Origin of the sequence: Burkholderia sp. (assembly GCF_018375725.1) — a bacterium.
Classification (GTDB): domain Bacteria; phylum Pseudomonadota; class Gammaproteobacteria; order Burkholderiales; family Burkholderiaceae; genus Burkholderia.
Window position 1 is genome coordinate 1 of record NZ_JAHACR010000021.1, and the last position, 24,401, is coordinate 24,401.

A 24,401-nucleotide genomic window follows, 5' to 3' on the forward strand; every position below is an offset into this window, starting at 1 on the left:
TTCCCGTGTGAAAGTAGGTAATCGTCAGGCTCCCCATCTGAAAACCCCCGCCCAGTCAGGCGGGGGTTTTTGCTTTGCAGCGCCGCAACCCGCCCCGCCCCGCCCCGCCTCCGACCAGACAGCCGCTTCAACAATGTCGCTTGTCGCCCACAGCGAAAATACGTCTTCACCATATAGCCTCTGATACACAAAGATGTGGTCGTCCTAACGATAGTGCAGTAGTAACGGCGTTGGCCATATCTGTTCTGCGCGACGGCGGTGGGAAAAGTCTGTTGCGTGCATCGGCAACCGGGCCACGCCTGGTCGGTATATGCCTATCAATAGCGTGCACTTCGCGTCACTGGAATGATCGAGGGAAGGGTGCTCGGAAGCATGCGCATTCGCCGCGCCCGAGTTCATGTCGCGCAATGATTACGCACGCGCGAAAGTACCGGCTGACATGTACAGCGATGCAAACAGCTGGCCTTGGTCGGTATCGACCGTTCATTTTCCGCAGGATCGCGTGGCCGAATTCGCGGAGCTCAGCGGAGAAGATCAACCAACATCAATCGCCAACGCGATATCGAAAGGATGGCTTGCCCGAACCGACGTGTAACGCGAAGACAGGAGCTCCATAGGGCGAGAAAGGTGCAAATGAGCGGGGCGGCTTTGCGCCGCCCCGCTGTCGCATTTATGCAGTGCGGGCGCCGTGTGGCAACGGCTCGGACGTCGTGCGGGATGCGCCGGTATCGTCGACATCGCCGACGCGTCGGGCGATCAGCCACACGCAGATCGACGACAGAATCGCTGCGCTCGTGTACTGCAGCGCAAGCGGCCACCATTGTGACGCGGCGTGTTGCGCGATGACCGTCGCGACGAGCGGCGTCAGGCCGCCTGCGAGCGCGCCGCACACCTGGTAGGCGATCGAGATGGCCGTATAGCGGATCCGCGCGACGAAAATACCGCTGACGAAACCCGCGACCACCGCGTAATAACCGGATTCCGCAAGCGTCGCGAGGCCGATGCCGAGTGTGATCGACAGTGGCGTGCCCATGTGCACGAGCGGCAGCATGATGAACGGTACGATCGCCGCCCACGCGCCGGTCACGAGCAAGACTCGTGTCGTGCCGAAGCGCTGCGCGAGGAACGCAGCGACGAGCTGCACGAAAAATTGCAGCACGGCGACGATGGTCATGCAGTACAGGACCATTGACCGGTCGAGCGACAGGAACTGCGTCGCGTAGCTGATCATGAAGATGTTGCTGAAATACACACCGGCGATCCCATAGACGTTCGCGCCGATCGCGAGCAGCAGCAGCGGCCAGTACTTGAGCGCATCGCGGACAGGGTTCTGCGCGGTATCGCCGCGCTTGCGAACTTCCTCGAACTCCGGCGATTCGGACACGCTCGCGCGGATCACGAAACCCACCACCAGCAACACCGCGCTCGCGAGGAACGGCACGCGCCAGCCCCAGCTCATCAGATCGTCCTTCGGCAGCATGCTGATCGCGCCGAATGCGAGCATCGACAGGATCAGGCCGCTTGCGCTGCCGAGCTGCGCGAACGACGCGAAGAACGTGCGCTTGCCTTCCGGCGCATGCTCGCCGGCGAGCAGCACCGCGCCGCCCCATTCGCCTCCGACCGCAATGCCTTGCAGCACGCGCATCAGCACGAGCAGAACCGGCGCGACGATCCCGGCTTGCGCATAGGTCGGCAACATGCCGATTGCGACCGTCGACACCGCCATCAGCATCAGCGTCGCGAGCAGCGAACGCTTGCGGCCGAAACGGTCGCCGAGGTAGCCGAACAGCACGCCGCCGACCGGCCGGGCGAAGAAGCCGACAGCAAACGAACCGAACGACGCAAGCAGGCTGACGAACCGGTTCTCGCCGGGAAAGAACAACGGCCCGAACACGATTGCGGCGGCGGTTGCATAGCTATAGAAGTCGTACCATTCGATCGTGGTGCCGACGAACGACGCAAGCGCCGCACGTTTCGGTTGCTTGACGGAAGTCCCCATCTGCTCTTCGCTCCTCGTGAATCCTTTGAATTGATGGTGTCGGCGTCAGTCGCGGTAAGCGACGCCCGGCAGCACGCACAGCAATTCGTAAGCGAGGTTTGCGCCGAGCAATGCGGTCGTGCCGAATGGGTCATAAGGCGGCGCCACTTCGACGAGGTCGCAGCCGACGATGTTCAGGCCGTGCGCACCCCGGATGATTTCGAGCGCCTGCGGCACGGTCAGTCCGGCGATTTCCGGCGTGCCGGTGCCCGGTGCGTACGCGGGATCGATGCCGTCGATGTCGAAGCTGATGTAGACCGGCGTGTCGCCGATCTGCTCCCGCACCTCCGCCATCAGCGGCGCCAACGATTTGTTCCAGCACGCTTCCGCCTGGACGACGCGGAAACCCTGCTCCCGGCACCAGTCGAAATCTTCGGCGGCATAGCCGGTGCCGCGCAGGCCGATCTGCGTGACCTTCGAGCACTCGAGCAGGCCTTCCTCGACCGCGCGGCGGAACGGCGTGCCGTGAGCGATCTTTTCGCCCATCATCGTATCGTTCACGTCGGCGTGTGCATCGACGTGGATCAATGCAACCTTGCCGTGCTTGCGGTGGATCGCGCGCAGGATCGGCAGCGCGATCGTATGGTCGCCGCCCAGCGTGATCGGCTTGCAGCCGTATTTCAGGATGCCGTCGTACGCGGTTTCGATGCGTGCGATCGAATCGTGCAGGTTGTACGGATTGATCGCCACGTCGCCGACGTCGGCCACTTGCAGCGAATCGAACGGCGCGGCGCGCGTCGCCATGTTGTACGGGCGCAGCAGCACGGATTCGGTGCGGATCTGGCGCGGGCCGAAGCGGGCGCCGGTACGGTTGGATGTGCCGAGATCGAACGGCACGCCGACGAAGCAGGCGTCGAGCCCTTCGGCGGTCGCCACGTGGGGCAGGCGCATCATGGTCGCGATGCCGCCGCAGCGCGGCATGTCGTTGCCGCCGAGCGGCTGAAAGTGGGGGTGTGCGTTCATGGGGGCGTCTCTTCCTTTGTTGGGCTTGCCGTATCATCCGACGCGGCATGTCGCACAGTTGTACGCGTTCCGGATGGAAAGAAGAATGCGAAGATATCGACGTAAACATCGATTTTCTTCGATGTATGGAGGGGAAAAGCAGTGCTGGGAAATCTGTCGACGCTCGATCTGCGGCTGATCCGCGTGTTTCTGGCCGTAACGGACGCGGGAGGCGTCTCTGCGGCACAGTCGGTACTGAACGTCGGGCAATCGACGATCAGTGCGCAGCTGTCGTCGCTCGAAACCCGCTTAGGCTACCGGCTGTGCGAGCGCGGCCGCAGCGGTTTCAAGCTCACGCCGAAGGGCGAGCGGTTCTATGCGATGAGCCGCAAGCTGCTGACCGCCCTCGACGATTTCGGCATCGCGGCGCGGCACATGGATCGGCAGCTGGTCGGCACGCTGAACATCGGGTTGATCGGTCATACGCCGGTCAGCCAGAACGCGCGGATCGCCGAGGCGATCGCCGCGTTCCGTTCGCGTGACCAGGCCGTGCGCTTCTCGATTGCCGTGCGCGCGCCGGGCGATCTCGAGGAAAAGCTGCTGAACGACGAGATACAAATTGCCGTCGGCTATTTCTGGCATCGCGTGCCCGCGCTGCACTACACGCCGCTCTTCATCGAGCGGCAGGTTGCGTATTGCGGCCGCGGCCATCCACTGTTCGCGCGCGCCGGTGCGCTGATGCCCGCCGACGTCGCGGGCTTCGAATGGGCCTGGCGCTCGTATCCGCTGCCGGAGGCGCAGATGTCGACGACGCCCGACCGCGTGACGGCGACCGCCGACAACATGGAGGCGGTCGCGCTGCTGATCCTGTCCGGCCATCATCTCGGTTACCTGCCGCAGCACTTCGCCGCGCCATACGTCGCGCAGGGCCTCCTCGCGCCGCTCAACCCGGAGCGGCTGCACTACGACGTGACGTTCCACATGGTGGTCGCGCGCAGCGCGCGCGGCAACCCGCTCGTGCAGGCGTTTCTCGAGGATCTCGAGCGTGCGCACCAGCCGTCCGACGCCGTGCCGGTCACGGCAAAGGCATCTCCGCCTCGCGCTTGACTTCGCGCAGCGACAACGCCGATTCGATCGACGTCACGCCGGGCAGGTTTCGGAGCGATTCGCGCAGGAACGTACCGTAATCGTCGAGATCGCGCGCGACGACTTGCAGCAGGTAATCGGCGGTTCCGGACACGTTGTGGCACGACAGGATCCGCTCGATCGCGAGGATTTCCCGCTCGAAGCGGTTCGCGACGTCGCGGTCGTGCACCGCGAAGCGCACCAGCACGAATGCGACGACGCCGAAGCCGAGCGCCTTGCGCGACAGCTGCGCGCGGTAGCGCTCGATGTAGCCGTCGCTCTCGAGGCGCTTCAGGCGTCGTGCGCAGGGCGTCTCCGACAGGCCGACCGTGTCGGCGAGGCGCGCGATCGGCATGCGGCCGTCGCGTTGCAGGGCAGCGAGGATTGCGCGGTCGGTTTTGTCGAGATCGTGCATGTGGGCGGATTCAATATTCGAATGCTGAAATTTTGGGGGAATCCGCTCCACAAAGCCAGATGATCGTCCAATAAGGCCAAAAATCACTCGTCTGCTGGCGGCATCATATCGTCCATGAAGTCCGGGGACGGAGCATGATTTCCACGCATTTGTTACTGATTTATCTCGCTGCACTGGCGGCGACTTACGCCCTGCCGGGGCCGGACATGGCGCTCGTGCTGCAGACCAGCATCGGTCGCGGCGTGCGGCCGGGGATCGCGGCGGCGGCGGGGCTCAGTGTGGCCCGCTCCGTGCACGTGATGTTGTCCGCGTGCGGTGTCGCAGCGCTGATCCGCAGCGCGCCGTGGCTTTATGAAGGGATTCGCTATGGCGGCGCCGCTTATCTCGCCTATGTCGCGATCCAGGTGTTTCGTTCGCCCGTGTTCGCGCTGTCCGGCGACGGTGAGGCGATCTCGGCCGGCGAATTGCGCCAGTCGTTCTTCAAGGGGCTGCTGACCAATCTGCTGAACCCGAAGGCGCTGTTGTTCTGTTCGGTGCTGCTGCCGCAGTTCGTGCGAACCGATGCCGGGCCCGTGATGTGGCAGATGGTCGAACTGGGGGCGCTGCTTGTCGCAGTCGGAGTATGTTTCGACCTGGCCTGCGTATTCGGTGCGTCGCGGATCGCTTCGTGGATGCGCGCGCATCCGCTGGCGCAGACCGTACAGCGCTGGACGTTTTCGGCTGCGCTGATCGGCTTCGCGCTGCGTCTTTCGATGGATTGACCGGCGCGGGTCGCGCGCGGCGGGTCGGACATGCGCCGTCGCGTGCGCCGGCTTACCCGTGCCGGCCGGGCCAGTCGAACAGCGTATACGGCAATGCGCGCTTGTGCGTCGACCCGTCGTAGAAACGCAGTATCGTCGCGTAGACATGATCGCTGACCGGCTTGCCTTCGAGAAAGTCGTCGATCTCGTCGTAAGTGATGCCGTACGCATGTTCATCGGGATGCAGCGGGCGCAGCGTCTCGAGATCGGCCGTCGGCACCTTCGTCACGATCCGTTCATCGCCGCCCAGCGCACGCGCGATCGCACGCACGCGGCGCTTGGTCAGGCCGGCGAGCGGCAGCACGTCCGCGCCGCCGTCGCCGAATTTCGTGAAAAAGCCCATTACCGATTCGGCCGCGTGATCGGTGCCGATCACGATGCCGCGCCGTGCGCCCGCGACCGCGTATTGCGCGATCATGCGCTCGCGCGCCTTGATGTTGCCGTGAACAAAATCCTGCTGCGCATGGTCGGCGAACCGCAACTGCGCGCCGGCGAGCGCGTCGAGCATCGCATCGGCGGCCGGCTTCACGTCGACGGTCAGCACCTCGTCTGCGCGGATGAACGCCAGCGCATGCTGCGCATCCTCTTCGTCGCGTTGTGCGCCGTAAGGCAGCCGCATCGCGACAAAGCGTGCCGCTATATCCTCCGCACGGAGACGTTCGACCGCGAGTTGCGCGAGCCGTCCCGCTGTCGACGAATCGACCCCGCCGCTGATCCCGAGCACATAAGTCCGCAGGCCGGTCGAGCGCAGGTATTGCGCAAGGAAGCCGACGCGGCGCTCGATCTCGGCATCGACGTCGAAGTCGGGCGCGACGGCCAATTCGGCAATGATTGCGCGTTGGCGGCTGGCGTAATCGGCGGATGTCATGGGGGATTCCGGGGCGAAAGTCGAGCCGCCCATCATAAGCGCATTTGCGGCGCTGTGCCGCGGCGCGCCCGTGCCGCAGCGGCATCGGGCCGGCGCCGCGCCAGCACGACGCCGGCCAGCGCGACCGCGAACCCGGCAAGCTGAACGGGTTCGAGCCGCTCGCCGAACAGCAGATAAGCCTGCAACGCGGCCAGGGGCGGCGCAAGAAACAGCAGCGACGTCGCACGGGCCGCATTGCCGCGCCGGAGCATCCACATCAGCATCGTGACGGCGCCGCCCGACAGGAACACGGCACCCCAGACGAGCGACAGCCACAGCGCGGGCGCGCCGATCCAGCGCGTCTCGTGCAGCACGCCGACGAACAGGGCCGCGACGATGGCGGCGCCGAGGTTCTGCACGACGACAGCGGTGCGCAGATCGCTCTGCGCGAGCTTGCCTTTCTGATAGAGCGAGCCCGTGGTGATCGAGCCGACCGCCAGCACCGACACCGCCACGACGAGCCACGCCGGCGCCGCTCCCGGTGCCGCGGCGACGCCGCCGGCAACCTTCGGCGCGAGCACCAGCGCCACGCCGGCGAGCCCGAGCAGCATGCCGAGCCAGCCGCGCGCCGGCAGCCGCTCGTTGAAGAGCGGGACGGCAAGGGCCGCTGTCGCGAGCGGTTGCAATGCACCGAGCAACGCCATCACGCCCGCGTTCAGACCCTGCGCGACCGCCCAGTAGCTCGCACCGAGGTAGAGGCCTTGCAGCAAGGCGCCGGCGATCAGGTGGCGCGGCCATTCGCGGCGTGCCGGCCAGGGTGCGCGCGCGGCGAGCGCGAATACGCCGAACAGCAGCGCCGTGCCCGCGAAGCGCGCGAGCAGGAACAGGTTGGGATCGGCAAACGGCTTGATGGCGCGTGCGACGATGAAGCCGGTGGACCAGAGCGCGACGAATGCCGCGGCGACGACCGAATTGAGCATGCGAGACGGGCCGCGGACGGCGGCCGGACGGATTCACGAAGTCTCGCAGTATCCGGCCGCACGGCGCCGCCGTCTTGTCGAATCCTGCAATCGCGCGGGGCGTGCAGCGGAGATCAGTCGAGGGAGAAGGTATCGAGCGGCTGGTTCGCGCGCGCCTCGGTCGCGAAGCGTGCGGCGAGTTGCCGATGCAGGCGGCGGGCCTCGTCGAGCGTCAGGTCGATCCAGTACGGATCGCCGGCGGCGTCGTTGAGTCGTTCGGGTGAAAACTGGATTTCGAGTACGACGCCTTTGCGATACATCGCTCAAGCCTCCTGAATCATCTGTCGTTCGGTGAAACGCAGAGTGTAGCAATCTGCGTCACGCCGATTCATCCGGTTCGGGAAAGACTGCATTTCGCCATCGAGCGGCTTGCCCGGACAGTGTGCGACGGGATTCAGGCGGCGACGTAACGCAGCACCGCGTCCGCTATGGTGTCGCGATGCCGTGCGCGCAGCCGCGGCGCCGACGGATCGCGGCCGAACGCGGCGCCGAAGGTGTAGCGGTTCGACACGCGATGAAAGCAGAAGGAACTGATCAGCAGATGCAGGTCGAAGGCATCGACATCCTTGCGGAACGCACCGCTCGCCGCGCCGCGCTCGAGCAGTTCCTCGATCGTCTTGATGATGCTGACGTTGCGGTTCTTGAACGACTTGAGCTGTTCGAGATACTTCGCGCCGTGGATATTCTCGATCGACACGAGGCGGACGAAATCGCGGTGCTTGTCGTGGTAGTCGAACGTGAATTCGACGAGCCGGCGCATGCCTTCGAGCGGTTCCATATCGCCGACGTGCAGCGCCTGTTCGAGCGCGCGGATATCGCCGTACACTTTCTCCAGCACGGCCTCGTAAAGCCCTTCCTTGCTTTCGAAGTAGTAGTAGAGCATCCGCTTCGTCGTGTTGGTGCGCTCGGCGATCGCATCGACACGCGCGCCGGCGAGACCCATCGCGGAAAATTCCTGCGTGGCGACGTCGAGAATGTTGCGCTTGGTTTGCTCGGGGTCGTACTTGCGTCGCGCATCGGACGGAGCCGTCCGGCCTTCGGGCGCGGTGGCCCTGCTTCCTGTTTTCATGTGGGGTTATTGTGGCTGTGCGGCGACATGGACGGGGCATTCTAGCATGCGAAAAAACGGCTTCCTGTCGGCCTGCGGCGCTGCATCGGCGTGGTCGGATCATGCTCAATGACGGTACGTCGCGAGCGCATCACGCGCTTGATACGCGGTGTATGTCAGCTGTGCGGCGGCCAGCCCGGCCAGCCCGTATGTGCGCGTCAGGCCGAACGCCGCGAAGCCTTCCGGAACCGGCCGGCCTTCCGCCAGCGCTGCGGCGAGCGCCTCGCCCGCGACCGTCGTCGGCGCCATGCCGTGCCCGCCGAATGCAATCGCGTGCCAGACGCCATCCGCATCCCGGCCGATCTGCGGCATCTTGTGGCGCGCGTAGCTCATCAACCCGCCCCACGCGTATTCGATCTTCGCGTCGGCAAGCTGAGGATAGACGCGCGTGAGGTCGCGCCTGAGCAGGCGGGCGATGGCATCCGGGCCGCGGTCGAGCACCGAGATCCGGCCGCCCCACAGAATGCGCGTGTCCTGCAGCGGACGGTAGTAGTCGAATGCGAAACGTGTGTCGTAGATCGCATACGGCGCATCGATCGCGTCCTTGAGGCGCGTGCCGAGCGGCTCGGTCGCGATCACGTAGGTCGCGATCGGCAACACCGCACGCTCGATGCGGGGCGATACGCCACGCGCGTACCCGCCGCCCGCGAACACGACATCCTGCGCGCGCACGATTCCCTGCGGCGTCCGGACGACGAAGCCCGCGCCGTCGCGCTCGATCGCCTGTGCCGGGGACTGCTCGAAAATGCGTGCGCCGCCGCGCGTCGCGGCTTCGGCGACGCCAAGCACGTATTTGAGCGGATGGAAATGGAAGGCGTTCGGCTCGAACAGGCCGCCGTGATAGCGCGTCGTCTTCAGCCGGTCGCGCAGTGCGGGCGTGTCGACCGGTTGCCAGTCGACGTCGAATTCGCTCTTCATCAGCTGCCGCAATCCGTCGAGCCGCGACGGATCGTCGAACCAGTTCGCAAGCATGACGCCCCGATCGACGATGTCGCACTCGATACCGTAGCGCGCGATGCGCGTGCGAATCAGCTCGACCGCGTCGATCGTCAGACGGTACAGGCGGCGTGCCTCGTCGCGGCCGAGCGTGCGCAGCAGGTCGGCGTTGTCCAGGCTGTAGCCGCCGAACACGAAGCCGCCGTTGCGGCCCGACGCGCCGAAGCCGACCCGCTCGCTGTCGAGCACGACGATGTCGCGCACCCCGCGTTCGACCAGCCCGAGCGCCGTGCACAGACCGGCGAGACCGCCGCCGACGATACAGACCTGCGCATCGACCGTACCGGTCAGGTGTGGGTAAGGACGGCGGGAAACGGTGGCTTCGTAGAAATTCTGCATGCGATTCGACGATTCGATAAAGGCGACATGGCGCGCGATGTGCATCGATCTTGCCCGATCGCGCACACCGCGTCGAATGCTAAAAAATCCGGACGGGCGGCGCATCGCGGCCTGCGTGGCGCGCCTGGCAGACCGTGGCGCACAGGCCGGCGCCGGGTTGATTCTGATCAGTCAAAATGACCGCCGCAAACGACATTTGCGCACCGGATGATGCATGTGTGTCATCAAGTGGCCACGGACTGCGCCACTTTGCAACGAACCGGCGGCGTGCTTTGCAGTGCAGCGGGGCGTTTGGGTTGCAGCGCCGTTATGCGACCCGCTCGCGGCGCGCGGGAGTCGGGCGACATGATGCGATTTCGGAACAAAGTGGTGAGTTAATATCAATAGCGCGCCGCGCGTGCCGCCGTCGACAATGCAGGGCATGGATCGCGCGTTTCGCGAGGCGCAGGCGCGCATGCCGGCCATGCGCCGCGGGTCGACGCGCACGGCGTGTGGCGGGCGGCGGATGTGTCGCGCCGCGCGTGCATGGCGCGCTTGCGCAAGATGGACGAACGCGCTCCAATCGAATCGCAAGGGCGGCGTGGCCGCCGCACCGATCAATTTGTCCCTGAAGAGGAAGTGATGCAATTCAATGACATTCTCGCCGCGCTCGACGTCGATCTCGCCCGGTGGAAAGGCAATGCGCTGACCGCACGCTCGCCGCTCGACGGCGCGACGCTCGCGACGCTCGCGGTCGACAGCCCGGCCGACGCCGAGCACAAGATCGATGCCGCGCACGAAGCGTTCCTCAAGTGGCGTACGGTGCCCGCGCCGGTGCGAGGCGAACTGGTGCGCGTGTTCGGCAATGTGCTGCGCGAGCATAAGACCGCGCTTGGCCGGCTGGTCACGCTCGAGGCGGGCAAGATCACGTCGGAAGGCCTGGGCGAAGTGCAGGAAATGATCGACATCTGCGATTTCGCGGTCGGCCTGTCGCGCCAGCTGTACGGTCTGACGATCGCGTCCGAGCGCCCGGGCCATCGCATGATGGAAACGTGGCATCCGCTCGGCGTGTGCGGTGTGATTTCCGCGTTCAACTTCCCGGTTGCGGTGTGGTCCTGGAATGCGGCGCTTGCCTTCGTCTGTGGCGATTCGGTTGTCTGGAAACCGTCGGAGAAGACGCCGCTCACCGCGATCGCATGCCATGTGCTGTTCCAGAAGGCGATCCGCGAATTCGAGAAGACGCATCCGGGCGTCGTCCCGGAAGGGTTGAGCCAGCTCATGCTCGGCACGCGCGATGTCGGCGAGGTGCTGACATCGTCGAAGAAGGTGCCGCTCGTCAGCGCGACGGGCAGCGTGCGCATGGGGATCGAGGTGGCGAAGGTGCTGAGCCAGCGCCTCGCGCGCAGCATCCTCGAACTCGGCGGCAACAACGGGATGATCGTCGCGCCGAGCGCGGATCTCGACCTCGTCGTGCGCGCGGTCACGTTCGCGGCGGTCGGCACGGCCGGCCAGCGTTGCACGACGCTGCGCCGCCTGATCGTCCATCGCAGCATCGTCGATCAGTTGCTGCCGCGCGTCGAGAAGGCCTATGCATCCGTGAAGGTCGGCAACCCGCTCGAGGCAGATACGCTGGTCGGCCCGCTGGTCGATCGCGCTTCGTTCGACGCGATGCAGAAGGCGCTTGCCGATGCGCGCGAGCAAGGCGGCGAGGTGAAGGGCGGCGAGCGCGTCGATGTCGGTTATCCGGATGCCTATTACGTGCGTCCGGCGCTCGTGCGGATGCCGAAGCAAACGGCGGTGGTCGAGCGCGAGACGTTTGCGCCGATCCTTTACGTCATGGTCTACGACGACTTCGAGGAAGCGCTCGCGATGCACAACGCGGTGCCGCAGGGCCTGTCGTCGGCGATCTTCACGAACGACATGCGCGAGGCGGAGCAGTTCATGTCGGCGGCGGGCAGCGACTGCGGGATCGTGAACGTGAACATCGGCACGAGCGGCGCGGAAATCGGCGGTGCGTTCGGCGGCGAGAAGGAAACGGGCGGCGGCCGCGAGTCGGGTTCGGATGCGTGGAAGGCGTATATGCGCCGTGCGACGAATACGATCAACTACAGCCGTCAGCTGCCGTTGGCGCAGGGAGTGAAGTTCGACGTGTGACGCGCCGCGGCGTATGCATGAACGAACTGCGAAAGCCGCCTTCATTCGGGCGGCTTTCGTCGTTTCGGAGCGGTGATGGGGTCACGGCGCGGGTTGCGATGCGCGCTTGCCGCGCATGGCCCGTGCGCCGGGATGTCCGGGACGACCGGCCGCGAACCGCCCGCGCCTGTAAAATGCGCGAAATCGGCGGACATAGCGCACGCCGACTGTCCTTCACGACAACAACATGGATTCGGAGACAAGACCGACATGGCCTCAATGGAAAGTGACTCGCGCACATGCGCGGCATCGCCCGTCGTACTCGACGCCGGCTCCATTTCCGCCCGACTTGACCGCTTGCCGCCCACCCGCAGTGTCTGGAAGCTCGTCATCCTCCTGAGCCTCGGCTTCTTCTTCGAACTCTACGATCTGCTCTACAGCGGCTACGTCGCGCCCGGCCTCGTGAAAAGCGGCATCCTGACCGCGACGACGCACGGCCTGTTCGGCACGACGGGCGTCGCGAGCTTCATCGCCGCGCTGTTCTCCGGCCTCTTCATCGGCACGATCTCATGCGGCTTCCTTGCCGATCGCTTCGGCCGCCGCGCGATCTTCACGTATTCGCTGCTGTGGTACTGCGCCGCGAACGTCGTGATGGCGTTCCAGGACACTGCGGCCGGGCTGAATTTCTGGCGCTTCGTCGTCGGGCTCGGGCTCGGCGTGGAGATGGTGACGATCGGGACGTACATCTCCGAGCTGGTGCCGAAGCAGATCCGCGGCCGCGCGTTCGCGTGCGAGCAGGCGGTCGGTTTCGTCGCGGTGCCGGTGGTCGCATTCCTCGCATATCTGCTCGTGCCGCATGCGCCGTTCGGCCTCGACGGCTGGCGCTGGGTCGTGCTGATCGGCGCGCACGGTGCGATCTTCGTCTGGTGGATTCGGCGCGGATTGCCGGAAAGCCCGCGCTGGCTTGCGCAGCAGGGACGGCTCGACGAAGCCGACCGCGTGATGCGCGCGCTGGAGGCCAAAGTCGAGGCGGAATACGGCCGGCCGCTGCCGCCGCCCGCCCCCGCCGAGCCGGTGCCCGCAAGCGGCGGCTTCAAGGACATGTGGGTCGCGCCGTACCGCAAGCGCGCCGTCATGATGATGATTTTCAACGTATTCCAGACGGTCGGCTTCTACGGCTTCGCGAACTGGGTGCCGACGCTGCTCATCAAGCAGGGCATCACGATCACGACGAGCCTGATGTATTCGAGCGTGATCGCGCTCGCGGCGCCGGTCGGACCGCTGATCGGTCTCCTGATTGCCGATCGCTTCGAACGCAAGACCGTGATCGTCGCGATGGCGGGCACGGCGGTCGTCTGCGGGCTGCTGTTCAGCCAGACTTCGGTCGCGGCGCTGCTGATCGTGCTCGGCATCGGCATCACGCTCGCGAACAACATCATGTCGTACAGCTATCACGCGTATCAGGCCGAGCTGTTTCCCACCGCGATTCGCGCGCGTGCGGTCGGCTTCGTCTATTCGTGGAGCCGCTTCTCGGCGATCTTCACGTCGTTCGTGATCGCCGCCGTGCTGAAGGGCTTCGGCACGGCCGGCGTGTTCGTGTTCATCGCAGGCGCGATGGCGATCGTGATGGCCGCGATCGGCCTGATGGGGCCGCGCACGAAGGGCATTGCGCTCGAGGCGATTTCGAAATGACGGCGGCGCGGATGCGCCGCGTTGCTGGCTTTCGAGGCTGCGCGAAAAAGCGGCGGCATGCCGAGGTATGCCGCCACATGCGTGAAGCCGCCGTGAACGCGGGAAGATCGTCGGGGGCTCACGGGACATCGGCCCGCGCGCCGATGCATGATCATGCATGCCCGACGATTCGTTTCGCATCCGGCGGGCTCGCGTTCCGCGGCGTAGAATAAAAATTCCGACGACTTTCTTGCCCTCAGCGGTCTGGTTACGTCAATTGCGCGAGCGGCGGCAACGCGCCAGGGCGTCGCTGTCCCATACATGATGCGCATGCGTGGCGCGGATGCCACGCCGGTTGCGATACGCGATGGCCGGGCCGGGCGATGGCATCGATCGCATGAAGTCACGTGAACCGACGCGGCGATCCGGGTGGACGCGTCGTCGTGCAGTCCGCTTCGTCGTCTATGCGTGGATAACGGTGGGGGTGGCGTGTATTCCGGCGTATCGCACCCTTGCCGAGCCGCAGGGACGGGTGCGGCTCGCATCCCCCGCGTCGGCCGGCGCGCCGCTGCCGGCCTCGACTGTCTCCATCGCCATTTCTTCGCCGCCCGCTTCATCGGGGCGCGCCGTTTCGGCCGTTTCCGCCAGCGGTGCGGCCGCTGTCCTGCCGTCGCGGCATCCGCCGTTGTCTCCCGCCGAAGCCGCCAGCGCGACAACCCGTGCCCTCGACATGCGCAGAATGTTCTCGCAGGAGGTGACGCGCAAACTGACTGTGCCCGTCGTCGAACAGCGTGCGTATGTGCTGCAATTGCAGCGCGCACTCGCCGCCGCGAACCTTGCCGATCTCGCCGGCGAATACGTCGTGATGGTCGATCGCGCCGCGACGATACAGGCGCTGTTCATCTACTTCCGTGCCACGCCGGCCAATGCCTGGTTCCTGATTGGCGCATCGCCGGTTGCGACGGGGTTGCCCGGCACCTTCGATCACTTCCTGACGCCGCTCGGCGTATTCGACCACACGCCGGACAACATGGACTTCCGGGCGGAAGGCACGACGAACGAAAACGGCATTCGCGGCTATGGACGCCGCGACATGCGGATCTACGACTTCGGCTGGATCGACAGCGAGCGCGGCTGGGGCAAGGGCGGCACGTCGCCGATGCGTTTTCAGATGCATGCGACCGATCCGGACCGGCTCGAGCCGCTATTGGGCGTCCGTCATTCGAAAGGCTGCGTGCGGATTCCGGCGTCGCTGAACGTGTTCATCGACCGGCACGGCATTCTCGACGCCAATTACGAGGCACAGGTCGAGGCGGGCAGGTCGCTGTGGGTGCTGCATCCGGGGCGTGACGTCACGCCGATCGAGGGACGCTATCTGGTCGTCGTCGACTCGATGCGCAAGACGAGGCCCGCCTGGGCGCATGTTCCGGGCCGTACGGCTTGGGCGAAAGTGCCGAAGGAGGGCGATACGGCGGATTGAGCGCGGTCGCGATGGATCGTATTTATATAATCGAAAAGCAATTGAAGTGGCGATGAAAGCGTTGGCGGTATTTTCCATATCGATTACAGAATTATTCGATTTTTAATTCCTCTGAGGTCGACGTGGAACGGGGCAAAATGTTTCAAAAATGAAAAATTGAAATGTGGCGGTTCGTGTGAAATCGACGAAACAGATTCATTGCGAAATAATGTGAAAAATGCCGAATCTTTCTCGGTGATAACCATGATGCATGGCTTGAGCCGCAACAATGCCATTGATAACACTGCCTGAATGCTTACATATAGTTGCATCGCATCGGGCAGCCGGCGATACGAAAATTTTTTAATGATGCTTGCCGGACGTGTCTCCTATTCTAGTTAGGTGTTCACCAAAGTGAACGCACAATTAATAATAAATGAGAAGTCAAGTATACGTGCTTCGGTAAAATCATCGCTGTCGTGACGAATTTAACGTTTGCGCCCTGGCCTTTTGCACCGCGTCATGCGTGCCGGGTGAACGCGCCGCGATGATTCGCGCCACGCATAGGATGGCCGGCGCGGCAGACTTCCCATGCAAAGCCGCTCGCGACATTCCCGGCGGGGTCTTGCACCCGCCACGGTTTGTCGATGCATGCAGGCACGAGATATCGAGCCGTTCGCCGATGCTGCGTCCGGGCCTCCTCGTCTCGATCATCGATTTCATTCCAGCCGGGGCTTACTTCGCATCCCTTATTGGAGATTCGGATTGAATAGCCCGTTTAATCCTGTCGTTTTGCGATGATTTCCCGGTTCCGAAGTAACCGTTGATTGAATGATGGGGGTATCAAATGGATTCGAAGAACAATCGTCAGCTGCCGTGTGCGATGAAGGCAGCGGCATCTGCGTGTGCGCTCGCCTGCACGCTGGGATGGTCGGTGTCGTCCCAGGCGGCCTCATGGACTCCGCTGACCAACCTCGCGCCCACCGAAGTCAGCACGATGATGCTGCTGACAGACGGGACGGTCATGGTACAAGGCAATCCTCTCAATACATGGCTGCGGCTGAGTCCTGCCGCTTCCGGCAGTTATGCGAACGGGACGTGGTCCTCGCTGGCGCCGATGAGTCGGGCACGTCTGTATTTTGCGTCCCATGTCCTGCCGAGCGGGAAAGTCTGGATTCTTGGCGGCGAGTACAGCGGTACGCCGCTCACCGCGAACTGGACGAACACCGGGGAAATGTACGACCCGCTCTCCAATACATGGGCGCCGATCGCGAATCATCCCGAGGCGAATTTTGGCGACGATCCGTCGATGCTGCTGCCGAACGGCAAGATTCTGGCCGGTTCGCTGATCACGAACCAGACCTATCTCTACGACATTGCGACGAATTCATGGTCTTACGCGGCGTCGAAGGTCTACCCGGACAGGAGCGACGAAGAAAGCTGGGTCAAGCTCGTGAACGGCAAGGTGCTGACCTACGACATTTTCGAGAGCATCGGTCAGCCGGGACAGTACGCGGAAATCTACGACCCGGCGACGAGGACATGGTCGAGCATCAGCCCCAGCGACGGTTCGGCGCAAGGCACGATTCCCGTATTGAGCAGCAATGCGCTCGGCGCCGAACTGGGACCGCTCCTGCGCGTGCGCGGACACGGCATCCAGGGGCAGATTTTCGGCATCGGCGCGACCGGCCACACGGCCCTGTACTCGCCATCCACCAATACCTGGTCACCCGGTCCGGATGTGCGTGGCACGCTGGGTACAACGTCCGCCCTGTTCGGGGCCGACGACGCGCCGGCGGTCGTCATGCCGAACGGCCATGTGCTGTTCGCGGCGGACGCCGGCCCGACGCTCGGTACGTTCAGCGCGCCGACGCAACTCTTCGATTTCGATCCGGTCGCGAACACCATTTCACCCGTGTCTCCGTCCATCCCCGATACCGTTCTGAATAGCGTGCCGGCGTTCATCACGAGAATGCTGGTTCTGCCGAACGGGCAAATCCTCTTCTCCGATTCGACCCGGCAGCTGTGGGTCTACACCCCGGACGGCGCGCCCGATCCTTCGTCGCTGCCGGTCATGTCGAACACGCGATACAGCGGGCGGGGCGTCTTCACGTTGCAGGGAGTGCGCATGAATGGACCTTCAGCGGGTTCCTCATATGGCGACGACGTGGAGTCGGATGAAAACTACCCGATCGTCCGCCTGGAGGACGCGACGGGACATGTCTACTACGCGCGAACCAGCAACTGGAGCAAGACGGGCATCGGCCAGAGCGTGTCGGACGAGACGGTGGACTTCACACTGAAGCCGGGCATGGCGCCGGGTGATTATTCCGTCATTGTGAGTGGCGCCGGGGTTTCGTCCAGGCCGCGCTGCATCACGATTACGAGCGGTCAGATCGGCGGGACCGCGTCTGGATCCAACAATGCCATCACATGTGCCGGGAAACCGTGACCGACCGGCATAGGGCGCGATGGATGGCCGGTCGAATGCGATGTGCGGTATGCGGGCCGGCCAGCAACCGTGCGCGTCCGCATGCCGTCGAGGATCGGCGCGCTGCTGGGTAGATGCGTGCCGGCCCGATGCGCGCGGGCGGAGCGGCACTGCACCCGCCTCGCCCACGCATGCGGATCGATGTCACTCGATCCGCATGCGTGATGTCATGCAACGTGCTGTGTTCAAGCCTTCGCGACGATATCGATGCGCAGCGCTTCTCCGCCGGCGGCGATCGCCAGCAGGCGATCGACGTTCGGATGCGCGCCGGGACGATTGCGCGCATCGGCCGTGTGCTCGGCAAAGACGGCGAGCCCATGTTCGGCCGCCTTGGCATCGAGTGCGCCGAATGCTTGCTGCAGATAGTGGTACACCGCCAGCGAGCCTTGCTTGCCGGGCATGTTCTCGATGCTCGCGACGACGGCGCCCTTGGCGTCGACCAGATCGATGCGTTCGATACCGTCGATGGCGGGCAGCTGGGCGAGATTGTCCTTGAATACGTGGGTCGGTTGGATCACTTGAAACACTCCGTTGTCCGGGAAATGGCTTGGCGGCGCGTATCTTAGCCGATCGCGGCCGGTCCGACCGCTTCGCGCGGGGTGTCGATACGCCATGCGATCCGTCCGTGGCTCGACGGCGGCGCGGTCAACGTTTACGCGCGCAGAGGCTGCCGTACCGGCGTCAGTGTCCGGAAGGCGGAACGCCTTCCCAACGCTTGAAGGCCCGCCGGAAATTGGCCACGTCGTTGTAGCCGAGCAGGTAGGCGACTTCCTTCACGCTCAATCGCTCGACCCGCAGGCATTCCCGCGCGATGCGGTGTCTTACCGCGTCCAGCACCTCGCTATACGATGTCCCTTCGTCCGTCAGGCGTCGGTGCAGGGTCCGCGGCGTCATGCCGAGCAGCCGGGCGCAGAGTTCGAGCGATGGAAAGGCGGGCTTGCGCTCGAGCATCAGTCTTTCCAGCTTCGCACGCATGGTCGTGTTGACGCGCAGATTGTCGAGCTCGTTGCCGCAGATCCGCAGCGCCTCGGCCAATACCAGGGCGTCGTGCCGCGAGACCGCCTGTTCGGCCGCGGACAGTGGAAACGACATCCCGGACCACGCGTGACCGTATCGGACCTCGCAGCCCAGGATGTCCCGGGCGAGACAGGCATGAGGCGGCTCGGGAAAGGCAAAGGCGGCCATGCTGCACATGCTGCCGTGGAGCGTCTTGTCGTCCGCGATGTTCTTCACGGCGACCAGCGCGGTTTCGACCACGACCGGGGCGGCCGCGCCAAGCCCCGGAGACGGTTCGATATGAACCTCGAGCGCGTGCTGCGCGATGCGGATATGAATCGAGATGACGCCGGTCCTGAGCGCGACGTAGCGCTCGGCGATTTCCATGGCTTCGCGGATCGAGGCGCTCGCCGTGGCCGCCATGCCGACCACGCCGTGCGCGCCCGGCATCAGGCGTCGCCCGGCAAGCAGCCCGAAACCGGATTCGGCGGTCTGCGTGACCGCGTCGGCGACCAGCGCGCCGAACGTCTCCACGGGAATCGTGACCGAGGCATTGGACAGGTCGGCCTCCCGAAGTCCCTGTCTGGCCAGCCACGACTCGACGCCGGCGCCGAGGTCGGCCAACTGGTCCGCCACCTGACGCAAATAGTTGACCGGTACTGACTCGTGCTTCTCCACGTACATGCTCCTGGCACACATTGGCCCGTCGGGATACTAACGGTTGCGACCGCCGCGGCGCATACGTAGGAACCCGCCCCCTGAAGGCTCGGCCGATCGACTGGCGGGCATCGGCCGACACCGCGATCGCTCATCGGCGTGGTTTGCCGGGAGAACTTTCGTCGTGTCGGAGCAATGTCCAGAAATGACTGCTTTTTGTCAATTCAGCCTCTCACGGCAGGCGGCCACCCGATGACATGCTATGGATACACAAACGAATGACAACAGGACAGGAGACAAACGCCATGCGTGGATTCTTCCAGGCGTCGACCCATCAGGCGGACATCAATGGCCAGACCATCACGGTCCGGTCCGACGAAACACTCTTGCAGGCGGCACTCAGGCAGGACATCGATTTTCCATCCATCTGCCGGGTCGGCGGTTGCGGCACATGCAAGTGCCGCCTGAAGGAAGGCCAGGTCGATGAACTGACCGAGACGGCCTATCTCCTCACCGAGAAGGAGATCGACGAAGGCTACATTCTGGCTTGCCAGAGCCGTCTGCGCAGCGACATTCGCGTCGATCTCGATCGGGACGGCGCGAGCGGCGGAAAACCGGTCAAAGGCGTGATCGTCGGCAAGACGATGCTGACGCACGACATTTGCCGGATCGACGTGCAGCTGGAGCAGCCGATCGCCTATCGCGCCGGTCAGTTTGCCGAGGTGACGCTGGCCGAATTGCCGGGCAGCCCGCGCAGCTACTCGTTTTCCACGGCGCCGAGCGATGACGGGCGGGTCAGCTTCACGATTCGCCGCGTGCCTGGCGGCCGGTTCTCGACGCATGTGGTCGACGGGGCCGCGGTGGGTGAAGCACTCCAGGTTCGCGGTCCGGGCGGCAGCTTCTGGATGCGGCCCGGCAGCGAGCCGGTGCTGATGGTCGCCGGGGGAAGCGGGCTGGCTCCGATCCTCGGCATGCTCGAGGACATGCACCGTCGCGGCGACCGCCGGCCGGTCACGGTGCTGTTCGGCGCGCGCACGCAGCGCGATCTCTATGCGCTGGACGAACTGGCCGCCTACGGCGCCGCCTGGCCCGGGCTTTCCTTCGTGCCCATCCTGTCGGACGAGGATCGCACGACCGGCTGGAACGGCCGGACAGGGCTGGTCACGCATCACATCGAGGCGTTCGCGGGCGATGCGACGTCGGCCTATCTCTGCGGGCCGCCGGCCATGATCGATGCCGCTGTCGCGGTGCTTCGCGAGATCGGCATCGCGGACGAGAACGTGCATGCCGACCGTTTCCTGGCGCGCGAGCCGAAGACGCATACCGGGTTTTACGGCGCGTCCGGCCTGCCGACGGTGGAGCGCACGCCCGCCACGGTGACCGACTACCTGAAGTTCTTCAGCTTCCATGCGGTGGGCCTGACGAGCGCGATCGCGCTCATGGCCGGCGGCCTCTATACGCTCCTGGGGCTGCTGGCCGTGATTGCCTTCTACGTCGGTGGCGACGCGATCCTGGGCGAAGACACGAGGACGCCGGATTTCCGCAAGCCGTGGATCCTGACCGCGCAACTCTGGCTGGCGCTGCCGTTGCTGGCGATCGTCGTGTTCTGTTTTCTGTGGACGGTGGCGCCCGGCGACCCGTTCGGATTCGGCGCATTCGTCACCCGGCTGAGCGGCTATGACATGCTGGCCGCGCGCGCGGCGACCGGCGTGGGGAATCACGTGGCGGGCGGGATCCTGACCGGCCTGATGATCGGCGTACTCGGAACCGTGACCGCGCATGAGTTGACGCATCGCACCTGGGATCCGGTGTCGCTGCTGATCGGGCGATGGCTGCTGGCGTTCAGCTACGACACGGGCTTTTCCATCGAGCATGTCTACGGCCATCATCGCTATGTGTCGACCGAGCATGATCCCGCAACCGCGCCGCGTGGCCGCAACGTGTATTTCCATGTCGTCGCATCGACCTGCAAGGGCAACATCAGCGCCTGGAAGATCGAGGCCGAGCGGCTCAAGCGCAAGCATCTGCGTCTGTTTTCGTGGCACAACGCGTATCTGCGAGGCGTGCTGATGAGCGTGGTGCTCGTGGCCATGTCCTGGGCGGTGGCCGGATGGACCGGCGTGGCCGGGTTCTCTGCCGTCGCCCTGTTCGGCAAGGCGTTGCTCGAGATCGTCAACTACATGGAGCACTACGGCATGGTGCGTCTGCCGGATCAGCCCGTGCAGCCGCGCCATTCCTGGAATACCAACAGCCGGATCACGTCGTGGGCGATGTTCAACCTGAGCCGCCATTCGCATCACCATGCGCAAGGCGAGGTGCCCTATCAGGACCTGATGCCGTTGCCGCAGGCGCCGATGATGCTCGGCGGCTACCTCACCACGATCATCCTTGCGCTCGTCCCGCCGGTCTGGCACCGTCTGATGACGCCGAAGGTGATCGAGTGGGATCGCCGGTTCGCATCCGCGGAGGAGCGGGCGCTGGCCCTGCGGGCCAGCCAGCGCAGCGGGCTTCAGGATCTGGTGAACTACGATCCGCGCCAGTGGGATGCTGCGCTCGGCCGGTGACCGGCCTGATCGTTGCAGAACAGCGGTGGCGGAGTGCGCGAACCGATCACCCCGCCACCAGCTTCAACCCCGCCGGCAACGACTCGCCGAACACCCGCCCCGTATCGACGTTATCGAGCGTCACGACGTCACGAACCATCTCGATCCACGCTTGCGGCGCATGCGCGCCTTCCAGCCGTCGCAGCACGCGCTCACGCACCGGCGCCGCCAGATCCCGCGATCGATCGCCTGTCATGCGCGCGATCTGCACGGCGGCGAACATCGCCGGTTCGACCTTTTTCCAGTCGAGCGCCAGAATGGCATCCAGCCAGCGTGCCGCCACATCCGGCGGCACGACGCCATGCGCGCTGCCATAAAACGGCCGGCGCGCCCCGATGCGGCCCACCGCCCACCAGCTCTGGTGATTCTCCGAAGGCCGTTGAAGTCTCGCGAGAAGCTGCTCCGCGATCTCGATCTTGCGATCCACCGCAATATGCTCGAGCGAAGCGTACAGGCGCACCATATCCGCGCGGCCCAGCTTCGCCGGATCGAACGGCAGCTTCGGCCGCTTCGCGCTCGCCTCCGCCTCGAGCCAGGTCATGGCCTCGAGCACCTGATTCTGCGCTGCCTCGTTCAGCCCGCCTGCCGCGCGACGCCACAGCGTCCACCATTCCGACCAGACCTGTCCTTCGTTCACATACTGGATACCGTCGTCGAAAAGCGACCAGAGCTGTTCGATGCGCCATTCGTCGAGCGGATAGCCGAATCCGGGCCGCATGCAGTACCCGGTCAGGTTCAGCCACAGGCGTTCGTGATCCGCCGAACGTCGCCGCCGGCCCGCGCGCGCCCACAGCGCTCCGAACAGATCGCGAAGCAGTGCGCTGTCCCAGTTCTGACGCGGTCCGAGCTGCTGTTCGAGTTCCGCGCGCAGACGCTTCACCGCCTTGGGATCGACCTTGGACGAGGCCGCGCCGAATACGCGATCGATCAGGTCGATCGCATGGTCGAGCGACGGATGACGCGCCGCTTCCGCGGCATCCTGTTGTGCATCGCCGCGGCGCAACTGGAATTCGAGCAGCCAGCGCTGCGAAGCATCGTCGGTCGCCGTGCAGTGCATCTCCAGCGTGCCGAGTTCCGTCAGCGACGTCGTGAGCTTGACGAGCCGCTCGCGGTGCGCGCCCGCGTCCTGCTGCGGGACGACCGTGGCGAGCGGCGGCAAACGGACGAAGTCGCCCGTCGAGAGATCGGCAAGCTGGCCCGGCCGCCATACCGTGTCGGCGACGGTCGAGACCAGGTTGAAACGCACGGGATGCCCGAGCCGCAACGCAAACACGCGATCGTCGAGATGCACCTCGTGACCTTCTTCGGTGCCGCGTGGAAGCAGGCATACACCGCGCGACGCTGTCTTGTCGTCGTCGAGGACGAGGAAATAGCTGCGCGGCGAGCCGCCGCCGATACGCGGCGCACGTCCGGCACGCGCCAATCCGTAGGCGACCGCGCCGCGCGCAACGGCGACGTCGGGCTGGTCGTTTTGCAGCACATGCAACGGCTGCTGGCGCCAGGCGCCAAGCGAGCTCGCCAGACGCTCGGCAAGCGCCCTGGCGCGGAACACGCCGCCATTGAGCAGCAGCGTGTCGGGCACCGGCAGCGGCGATGCCGCCGCGTCCTGCATGCCGAGCGCGTCGCGGGACTGCGCGGCGAAGCGGGCCAGAAACGCCGCGATATGCCGCGTGATGGCCGGATCGGCCGCGTAGGGCAAGCCGAATTCGACGATCGCGGCGCGCGACCGGCGGGGCAATTCGTCCGGGCCGGCCGCCGGAAAGAACCCGTCCACGACGATCTGCCCGACTTCCTGCCGGCTCAGATGCGTCGTGCGTGCGCCGCCGACGAGCCGTGCGCCCGCGCCGAGCAGCGTGATCGGAACGGTGTCGGGCGCGTCGTCTCCGAGCAGTTGCTCCTTGGCGACGCGGCACCGTTCGACAAGCTGCGACAGGCTCGCGGCGGACAGCCGCGTCTGCTCCGTGGCAAGGCGCGACTCCACCCGGTGCGCGAGCGCCAGATCCATGTTGTCGCCGCCGAGCATCAGATGGTTGCCGACGCCGACGCGGGTCAGCCGCGGTTCGCCGTCCTCGATATGCACCTTGATGAGCGTCAGGTCTGTCGTGCCGCCGCCGACGTCGCAGACCAGCACGAGCCGCGTGTCGGCAAGCGCGTCGCCGAGTGTCGCGCGATGCTGGAACAGCCAGTCGTAGAACGCGGCCTGCGGCTCTTCGAGCAGGCGCAGCGCGGGCAGCCGGGCGATGCGGGCGGCCTCCAGCGTCAGCGCGCGCGCGCCGTCGTCGAACGACGCGGGCACGGTGAGCACCACGTCCTGCTTTTCCAGCGGCGCATCAGGAAAACGCTGGTTCCAGGCGGCGCGCACATGTGCCAGATAACTGGCGCTCGCCGCGACCGGCGAGATCTTGCCGACTTCGTCGGGCGCGCCCCACGGCAGGATCGGCGCGAGACGGTCGACCGACGCGTGCGACAGCCAGCTTTTCGCGCTGCTGACGAGCCGGCCGGGCACCTGCGCGCCCAGCGTGCGCGCGAGCCGCCCGACGACGGCCGGCGGCGTGTCGTGCTTGCCGGCGTCCGGCCACGGTAATGGCAGATCGCCGGGCGACAGCTCGCCCGGCGCCGGGTGATAGCGCGCGGACGGCAACAGCTGTTCCGCGCCGATCTCGCCGAGACCGACCAGCTGATCGACATCGAAGACGTGGATCGCGTCAGTGCCCGCCTCGACATATGCAACGACCGTATTGCTCGTACCCAGGTCGATGCCGACGACGTATTGCTTCATCGGG

At 65.3% G+C, this 24,401-nt stretch carries 21 protein-coding genes and 1 pseudogene; 10 read left to right on the top strand and 12 right to left on the bottom strand.

Features of this window, described 5'->3' with window-relative positions; translation table 11 throughout:
• Positions 1 to 397: 397 nt before the first annotated feature.
• Positions 398 to 595 carry a hypothetical protein gene (locus KH616_RS05505; RefSeq protein WP_292237917.1) on the top strand — a complete coding sequence of 66 codons (198 nt, stop codon included), beginning with the start codon at positions 398 to 400 and terminating at the stop codon, positions 593 to 595.
• Between the two features lie 75 nt (positions 596 to 670).
• Here KH616_RS05505 and KH616_RS05510 read toward each other — a convergent pair whose 3' ends face one another.
• Together KH616_RS05510 and speB are read right to left on the bottom strand one after the other, a co-directional pair.
• Positions 671 to 1,999, bottom strand: a complete 1,329-nt coding sequence (locus KH616_RS05510) for an MFS transporter (protein ID WP_292237918.1) — start codon at positions 1,997 to 1,999, stop codon at positions 671 to 673.
• Positions 2,000 to 2,044: 45 nt separating this feature from the next.
• On the bottom strand, positions 2,045 to 3,001 hold the full coding sequence (speB, locus tag KH616_RS05515) for an agmatinase (RefSeq protein WP_292237919.1): 957 nt from the start codon (positions 2,999 to 3,001) through the stop codon (positions 2,045 to 2,047).
• A 141-nt stretch (positions 3,002 to 3,142) separates the two neighbouring features.
• Here speB and KH616_RS05520 point away from each other — a divergent pair, with 141 nt between their 5' ends.
• Positions 3,143 to 4,087 carry a LysR family transcriptional regulator gene (locus KH616_RS05520; protein WP_292237920.1) on the top strand — a complete coding sequence of 315 codons (945 nt, stop codon included), beginning with the start codon at positions 3,143 to 3,145 and terminating at the stop codon, positions 4,085 to 4,087.
• Here the strand turns inward: KH616_RS05520 and KH616_RS05525 are convergent.
• Positions 4,056 to 4,520, bottom strand: coding sequence for an Lrp/AsnC family transcriptional regulator (locus KH616_RS05525; RefSeq protein ID WP_292237921.1), 465 nt, complete (start codon positions 4,518 to 4,520; stop codon positions 4,056 to 4,058). The two genes, KH616_RS05520 and KH616_RS05525, sit on opposite strands and share 32 nt — an antisense overlap.
• A gap of 134 nt (positions 4,521 to 4,654) precedes the next feature.
• On the opposite strand from KH616_RS05525, the gene KH616_RS05530 reads away from it, so the two are divergent.
• Positions 4,655 to 5,281, top strand: coding sequence for a LysE family translocator (locus KH616_RS05530; protein ID WP_292237922.1), 627 nt, complete (start codon positions 4,655 to 4,657; stop codon positions 5,279 to 5,281).
• A 52-nt stretch (positions 5,282 to 5,333) separates the two neighbouring features.
• On the opposite strand, the gene nadE is transcribed toward KH616_RS05530, so the two are convergent.
• From nadE to KH616_RS05555, 5 genes are all read right to left on the bottom strand, one after another.
• On the bottom strand, positions 5,334 to 6,188 hold the full coding sequence (nadE, locus tag KH616_RS05535; RefSeq protein WP_292237923.1) for an ammonia-dependent NAD(+) synthetase: 855 nt from the start codon (positions 6,186 to 6,188) through the stop codon (positions 5,334 to 5,336).
• 32 nt (positions 6,189 to 6,220) lie between these two features.
• Positions 6,221 to 7,147, bottom strand: coding sequence for a DMT family transporter (locus KH616_RS05540; RefSeq protein WP_292237924.1), 927 nt, complete (start codon positions 7,145 to 7,147; stop codon positions 6,221 to 6,223).
• A gap of 113 nt (positions 7,148 to 7,260) precedes the next feature.
• The gene (locus tag KH616_RS05545; RefSeq protein WP_292237925.1) at positions 7,261 to 7,446 is read right to left on the bottom strand and encodes a hypothetical protein; all 186 of its coding nucleotides are present in this window, start codon (positions 7,444 to 7,446) and stop codon (positions 7,261 to 7,263) included.
• A gap of 134 nt (positions 7,447 to 7,580) precedes the next feature.
• Positions 7,581 to 8,255, bottom strand: coding sequence for a TetR family transcriptional regulator (locus KH616_RS05550; RefSeq protein WP_292237926.1), 675 nt, complete (start codon positions 8,253 to 8,255; stop codon positions 7,581 to 7,583).
• 105 nt (positions 8,256 to 8,360) lie between these two features.
• Positions 8,361 to 9,629, bottom strand: a complete 1,269-nt coding sequence (locus tag KH616_RS05555) for an FAD-binding oxidoreductase (protein WP_292237927.1) — start codon at positions 9,627 to 9,629, stop codon at positions 8,361 to 8,363.
• On the opposite strand from KH616_RS05555, the gene KH616_RS05560 reads away from it, so the two are divergent.
• From KH616_RS05560 to KH616_RS05575, 4 genes are all read left to right on the top strand, one after another.
• Entirely contained in the window at positions 9,628 to 9,840 is a 213-nt protein-coding gene (locus tag KH616_RS05560) for a hypothetical protein (protein ID WP_292237928.1), read from the top strand. The two genes, KH616_RS05555 and KH616_RS05560, sit on opposite strands and share 2 nt — an antisense overlap.
• A 410-nt stretch (positions 9,841 to 10,250) precedes the next feature.
• Positions 10,251 to 11,762 carry an aldehyde dehydrogenase family protein gene (locus KH616_RS05565; RefSeq protein ID WP_292237929.1) on the top strand — a complete coding sequence of 504 codons (1,512 nt, stop codon included), beginning with the start codon at positions 10,251 to 10,253 and terminating at the stop codon, positions 11,760 to 11,762.
• Positions 11,763 to 12,011: 249 nt separating this feature from the next.
• On the top strand, positions 12,012 to 13,433 hold the full coding sequence (locus tag KH616_RS05570; RefSeq protein WP_292237930.1) for an MFS transporter: 1,422 nt from the start codon (positions 12,012 to 12,014) through the stop codon (positions 13,431 to 13,433).
• A gap of 322 nt (positions 13,434 to 13,755) precedes the next feature.
• Complete coding sequence (locus KH616_RS05575; RefSeq protein WP_366834258.1) at positions 13,756 to 14,892, top strand: hypothetical protein; 1,137 nt, start codon at positions 13,756 to 13,758, stop codon at positions 14,890 to 14,892.
• Positions 14,893 to 15,738: 846 nt separating this feature from the next.
• Here KH616_RS05575 and KH616_RS05580 read toward each other — a convergent pair.
• A complete protein-coding gene (locus tag KH616_RS05580; RefSeq protein WP_292237932.1) occupies positions 15,739 to 15,897 on the bottom strand; it encodes a hypothetical protein in 159 nt (52 codons plus the stop codon).
• Positions 15,898 to 15,988: 91 nt separating this feature from the next.
• On the opposite strand from KH616_RS05580, the pseudogene KH616_RS25395 reads away from it, so the two are divergent.
• Together KH616_RS25395 and KH616_RS05585 are read left to right on the top strand one after the other, a co-directional pair.
• Positions 15,989 to 16,144, top strand: a pseudogene (locus tag KH616_RS25395) (kelch repeat-containing protein); the annotation flags it as partial.
• 36 nt (positions 16,145 to 16,180) lie between these two features.
• The gene (locus KH616_RS05585; RefSeq protein WP_292237933.1) at positions 16,181 to 17,323 is read left to right on the top strand and encodes a hypothetical protein; all 1,143 of its coding nucleotides are present in this window, start codon (positions 16,181 to 16,183) and stop codon (positions 17,321 to 17,323) included.
• A gap of 224 nt (positions 17,324 to 17,547) precedes the next feature.
• Here KH616_RS05585 and KH616_RS05590 read toward each other — a convergent pair whose 3' ends face one another.
• Both KH616_RS05590 and KH616_RS05595 read right to left on the bottom strand, forming a co-directional pair.
• Entirely contained in the window at positions 17,548 to 17,880 is a 333-nt protein-coding gene (locus tag KH616_RS05590) for a DUF2322 family protein (RefSeq protein ID WP_292237934.1), read from the bottom strand.
• Positions 17,881 to 18,043: 163 nt separating this feature from the next.
• Positions 18,044 to 19,042 carry an AraC family transcriptional regulator gene (locus KH616_RS05595; protein WP_292237935.1) on the bottom strand — a complete coding sequence of 333 codons (999 nt, stop codon included), beginning with the start codon at positions 19,040 to 19,042 and terminating at the stop codon, positions 18,044 to 18,046.
• Between the two features lie 278 nt (positions 19,043 to 19,320).
• Between KH616_RS05595 and KH616_RS05600 the strand changes: the two genes are divergently transcribed.
• A complete protein-coding gene (locus KH616_RS05600; protein WP_292237936.1) occupies positions 19,321 to 21,579 on the top strand; it encodes a fatty acid desaturase in 2,259 nt (752 codons plus the stop codon).
• A 46-nt stretch (positions 21,580 to 21,625) separates the two neighbouring features.
• Here KH616_RS05600 and KH616_RS05605 read toward each other — a convergent pair whose 3' ends face one another.
• The gene (locus KH616_RS05605; RefSeq protein ID WP_292237937.1) at positions 21,626 to 24,397 is read right to left on the bottom strand and encodes an Hsp70 family protein; all 2,772 of its coding nucleotides are present in this window, start codon (positions 24,395 to 24,397) and stop codon (positions 21,626 to 21,628) included.
• Positions 24,398 to 24,401 lie beyond the last annotated feature (4 nt).

Bases quoted from the DNA above. Each gene is read 5' to 3' on its own strand.
- KH616_RS05505 (WP_292237917.1), top strand. From the start codon at position 398: ATGTCGCGCAATGATTACGCACGCGCGAAAGTACCGGCTGACATGTAC.
- KH616_RS05510 (WP_292237918.1), bottom strand. From the start codon at position 1,999: ATGGGGACTTCCGTCAAGCAACCGAAACGTGCGGCGCTTGCGTCGTTC.
- speB (WP_292237919.1), bottom strand. From the start codon at position 3,001: ATGAACGCACACCCCCACTTTCAGCCGCTCGGCGGCAACGACATGCCG.
- KH616_RS05525 (WP_292237921.1), bottom strand. From the start codon at position 4,520: ATGCACGATCTCGACAAAACCGACCGCGCAATCCTCGCTGCCCTGCAA.
- KH616_RS05530 (WP_292237922.1), top strand. From the start codon at position 4,655: ATGATTTCCACGCATTTGTTACTGATTTATCTCGCTGCACTGGCGGCG.
- nadE (WP_292237923.1), bottom strand. From the start codon at position 6,188: ATGACATCCGCCGATTACGCCAGCCGCCAACGCGCAATCATTGCCGAA.
- KH616_RS05540 (WP_292237924.1), bottom strand. From the start codon at position 7,147: ATGCTCAATTCGGTCGTCGCCGCGGCATTCGTCGCGCTCTGGTCCACC.
- KH616_RS05545 (WP_292237925.1), bottom strand. From the start codon at position 7,446: ATGTATCGCAAAGGCGTCGTACTCGAAATCCAGTTTTCACCCGAACGA.
- KH616_RS05550 (WP_292237926.1), bottom strand. From the start codon at position 8,255: ATGAAAACAGGAAGCAGGGCCACCGCGCCCGAAGGCCGGACGGCTCCG.
- KH616_RS05560 (WP_292237928.1), top strand. From the start codon at position 9,628: ATGCGATTCGACGATTCGATAAAGGCGACATGGCGCGCGATGTGCATC.
- KH616_RS05555 (WP_292237927.1), bottom strand. From the start codon at position 9,629: ATGCAGAATTTCTACGAAGCCACCGTTTCCCGCCGTCCTTACCCACAC.
- KH616_RS05565 (WP_292237929.1), top strand. From the start codon at position 10,251: ATGCAATTCAATGACATTCTCGCCGCGCTCGACGTCGATCTCGCCCGG.
- KH616_RS05570 (WP_292237930.1), top strand. From the start codon at position 12,012: ATGGCCTCAATGGAAAGTGACTCGCGCACATGCGCGGCATCGCCCGTC.
- KH616_RS05575 (WP_366834258.1), top strand. From the start codon at position 13,756: ATGCCACGCCGGTTGCGATACGCGATGGCCGGGCCGGGCGATGGCATC.
- KH616_RS05580 (WP_292237932.1), bottom strand. From the start codon at position 15,897: ATGACCGTCCCGTCTGTCAGCAGCATCATCGTGCTGACTTCGGTGGGC.
- KH616_RS05585 (WP_292237933.1), top strand. From the start codon at position 16,181: ATGCTGCTGCCGAACGGCAAGATTCTGGCCGGTTCGCTGATCACGAAC.
- KH616_RS05595 (WP_292237935.1), bottom strand. From the start codon at position 19,042: ATGTACGTGGAGAAGCACGAGTCAGTACCGGTCAACTATTTGCGTCAG.
- KH616_RS05600 (WP_292237936.1), top strand. From the start codon at position 19,321: ATGCGTGGATTCTTCCAGGCGTCGACCCATCAGGCGGACATCAATGGC.
- KH616_RS05605 (WP_292237937.1), bottom strand. From the start codon at position 24,397: ATGAAGCAATACGTCGTCGGCATCGACCTGGGTACGAGCAATACGGTC.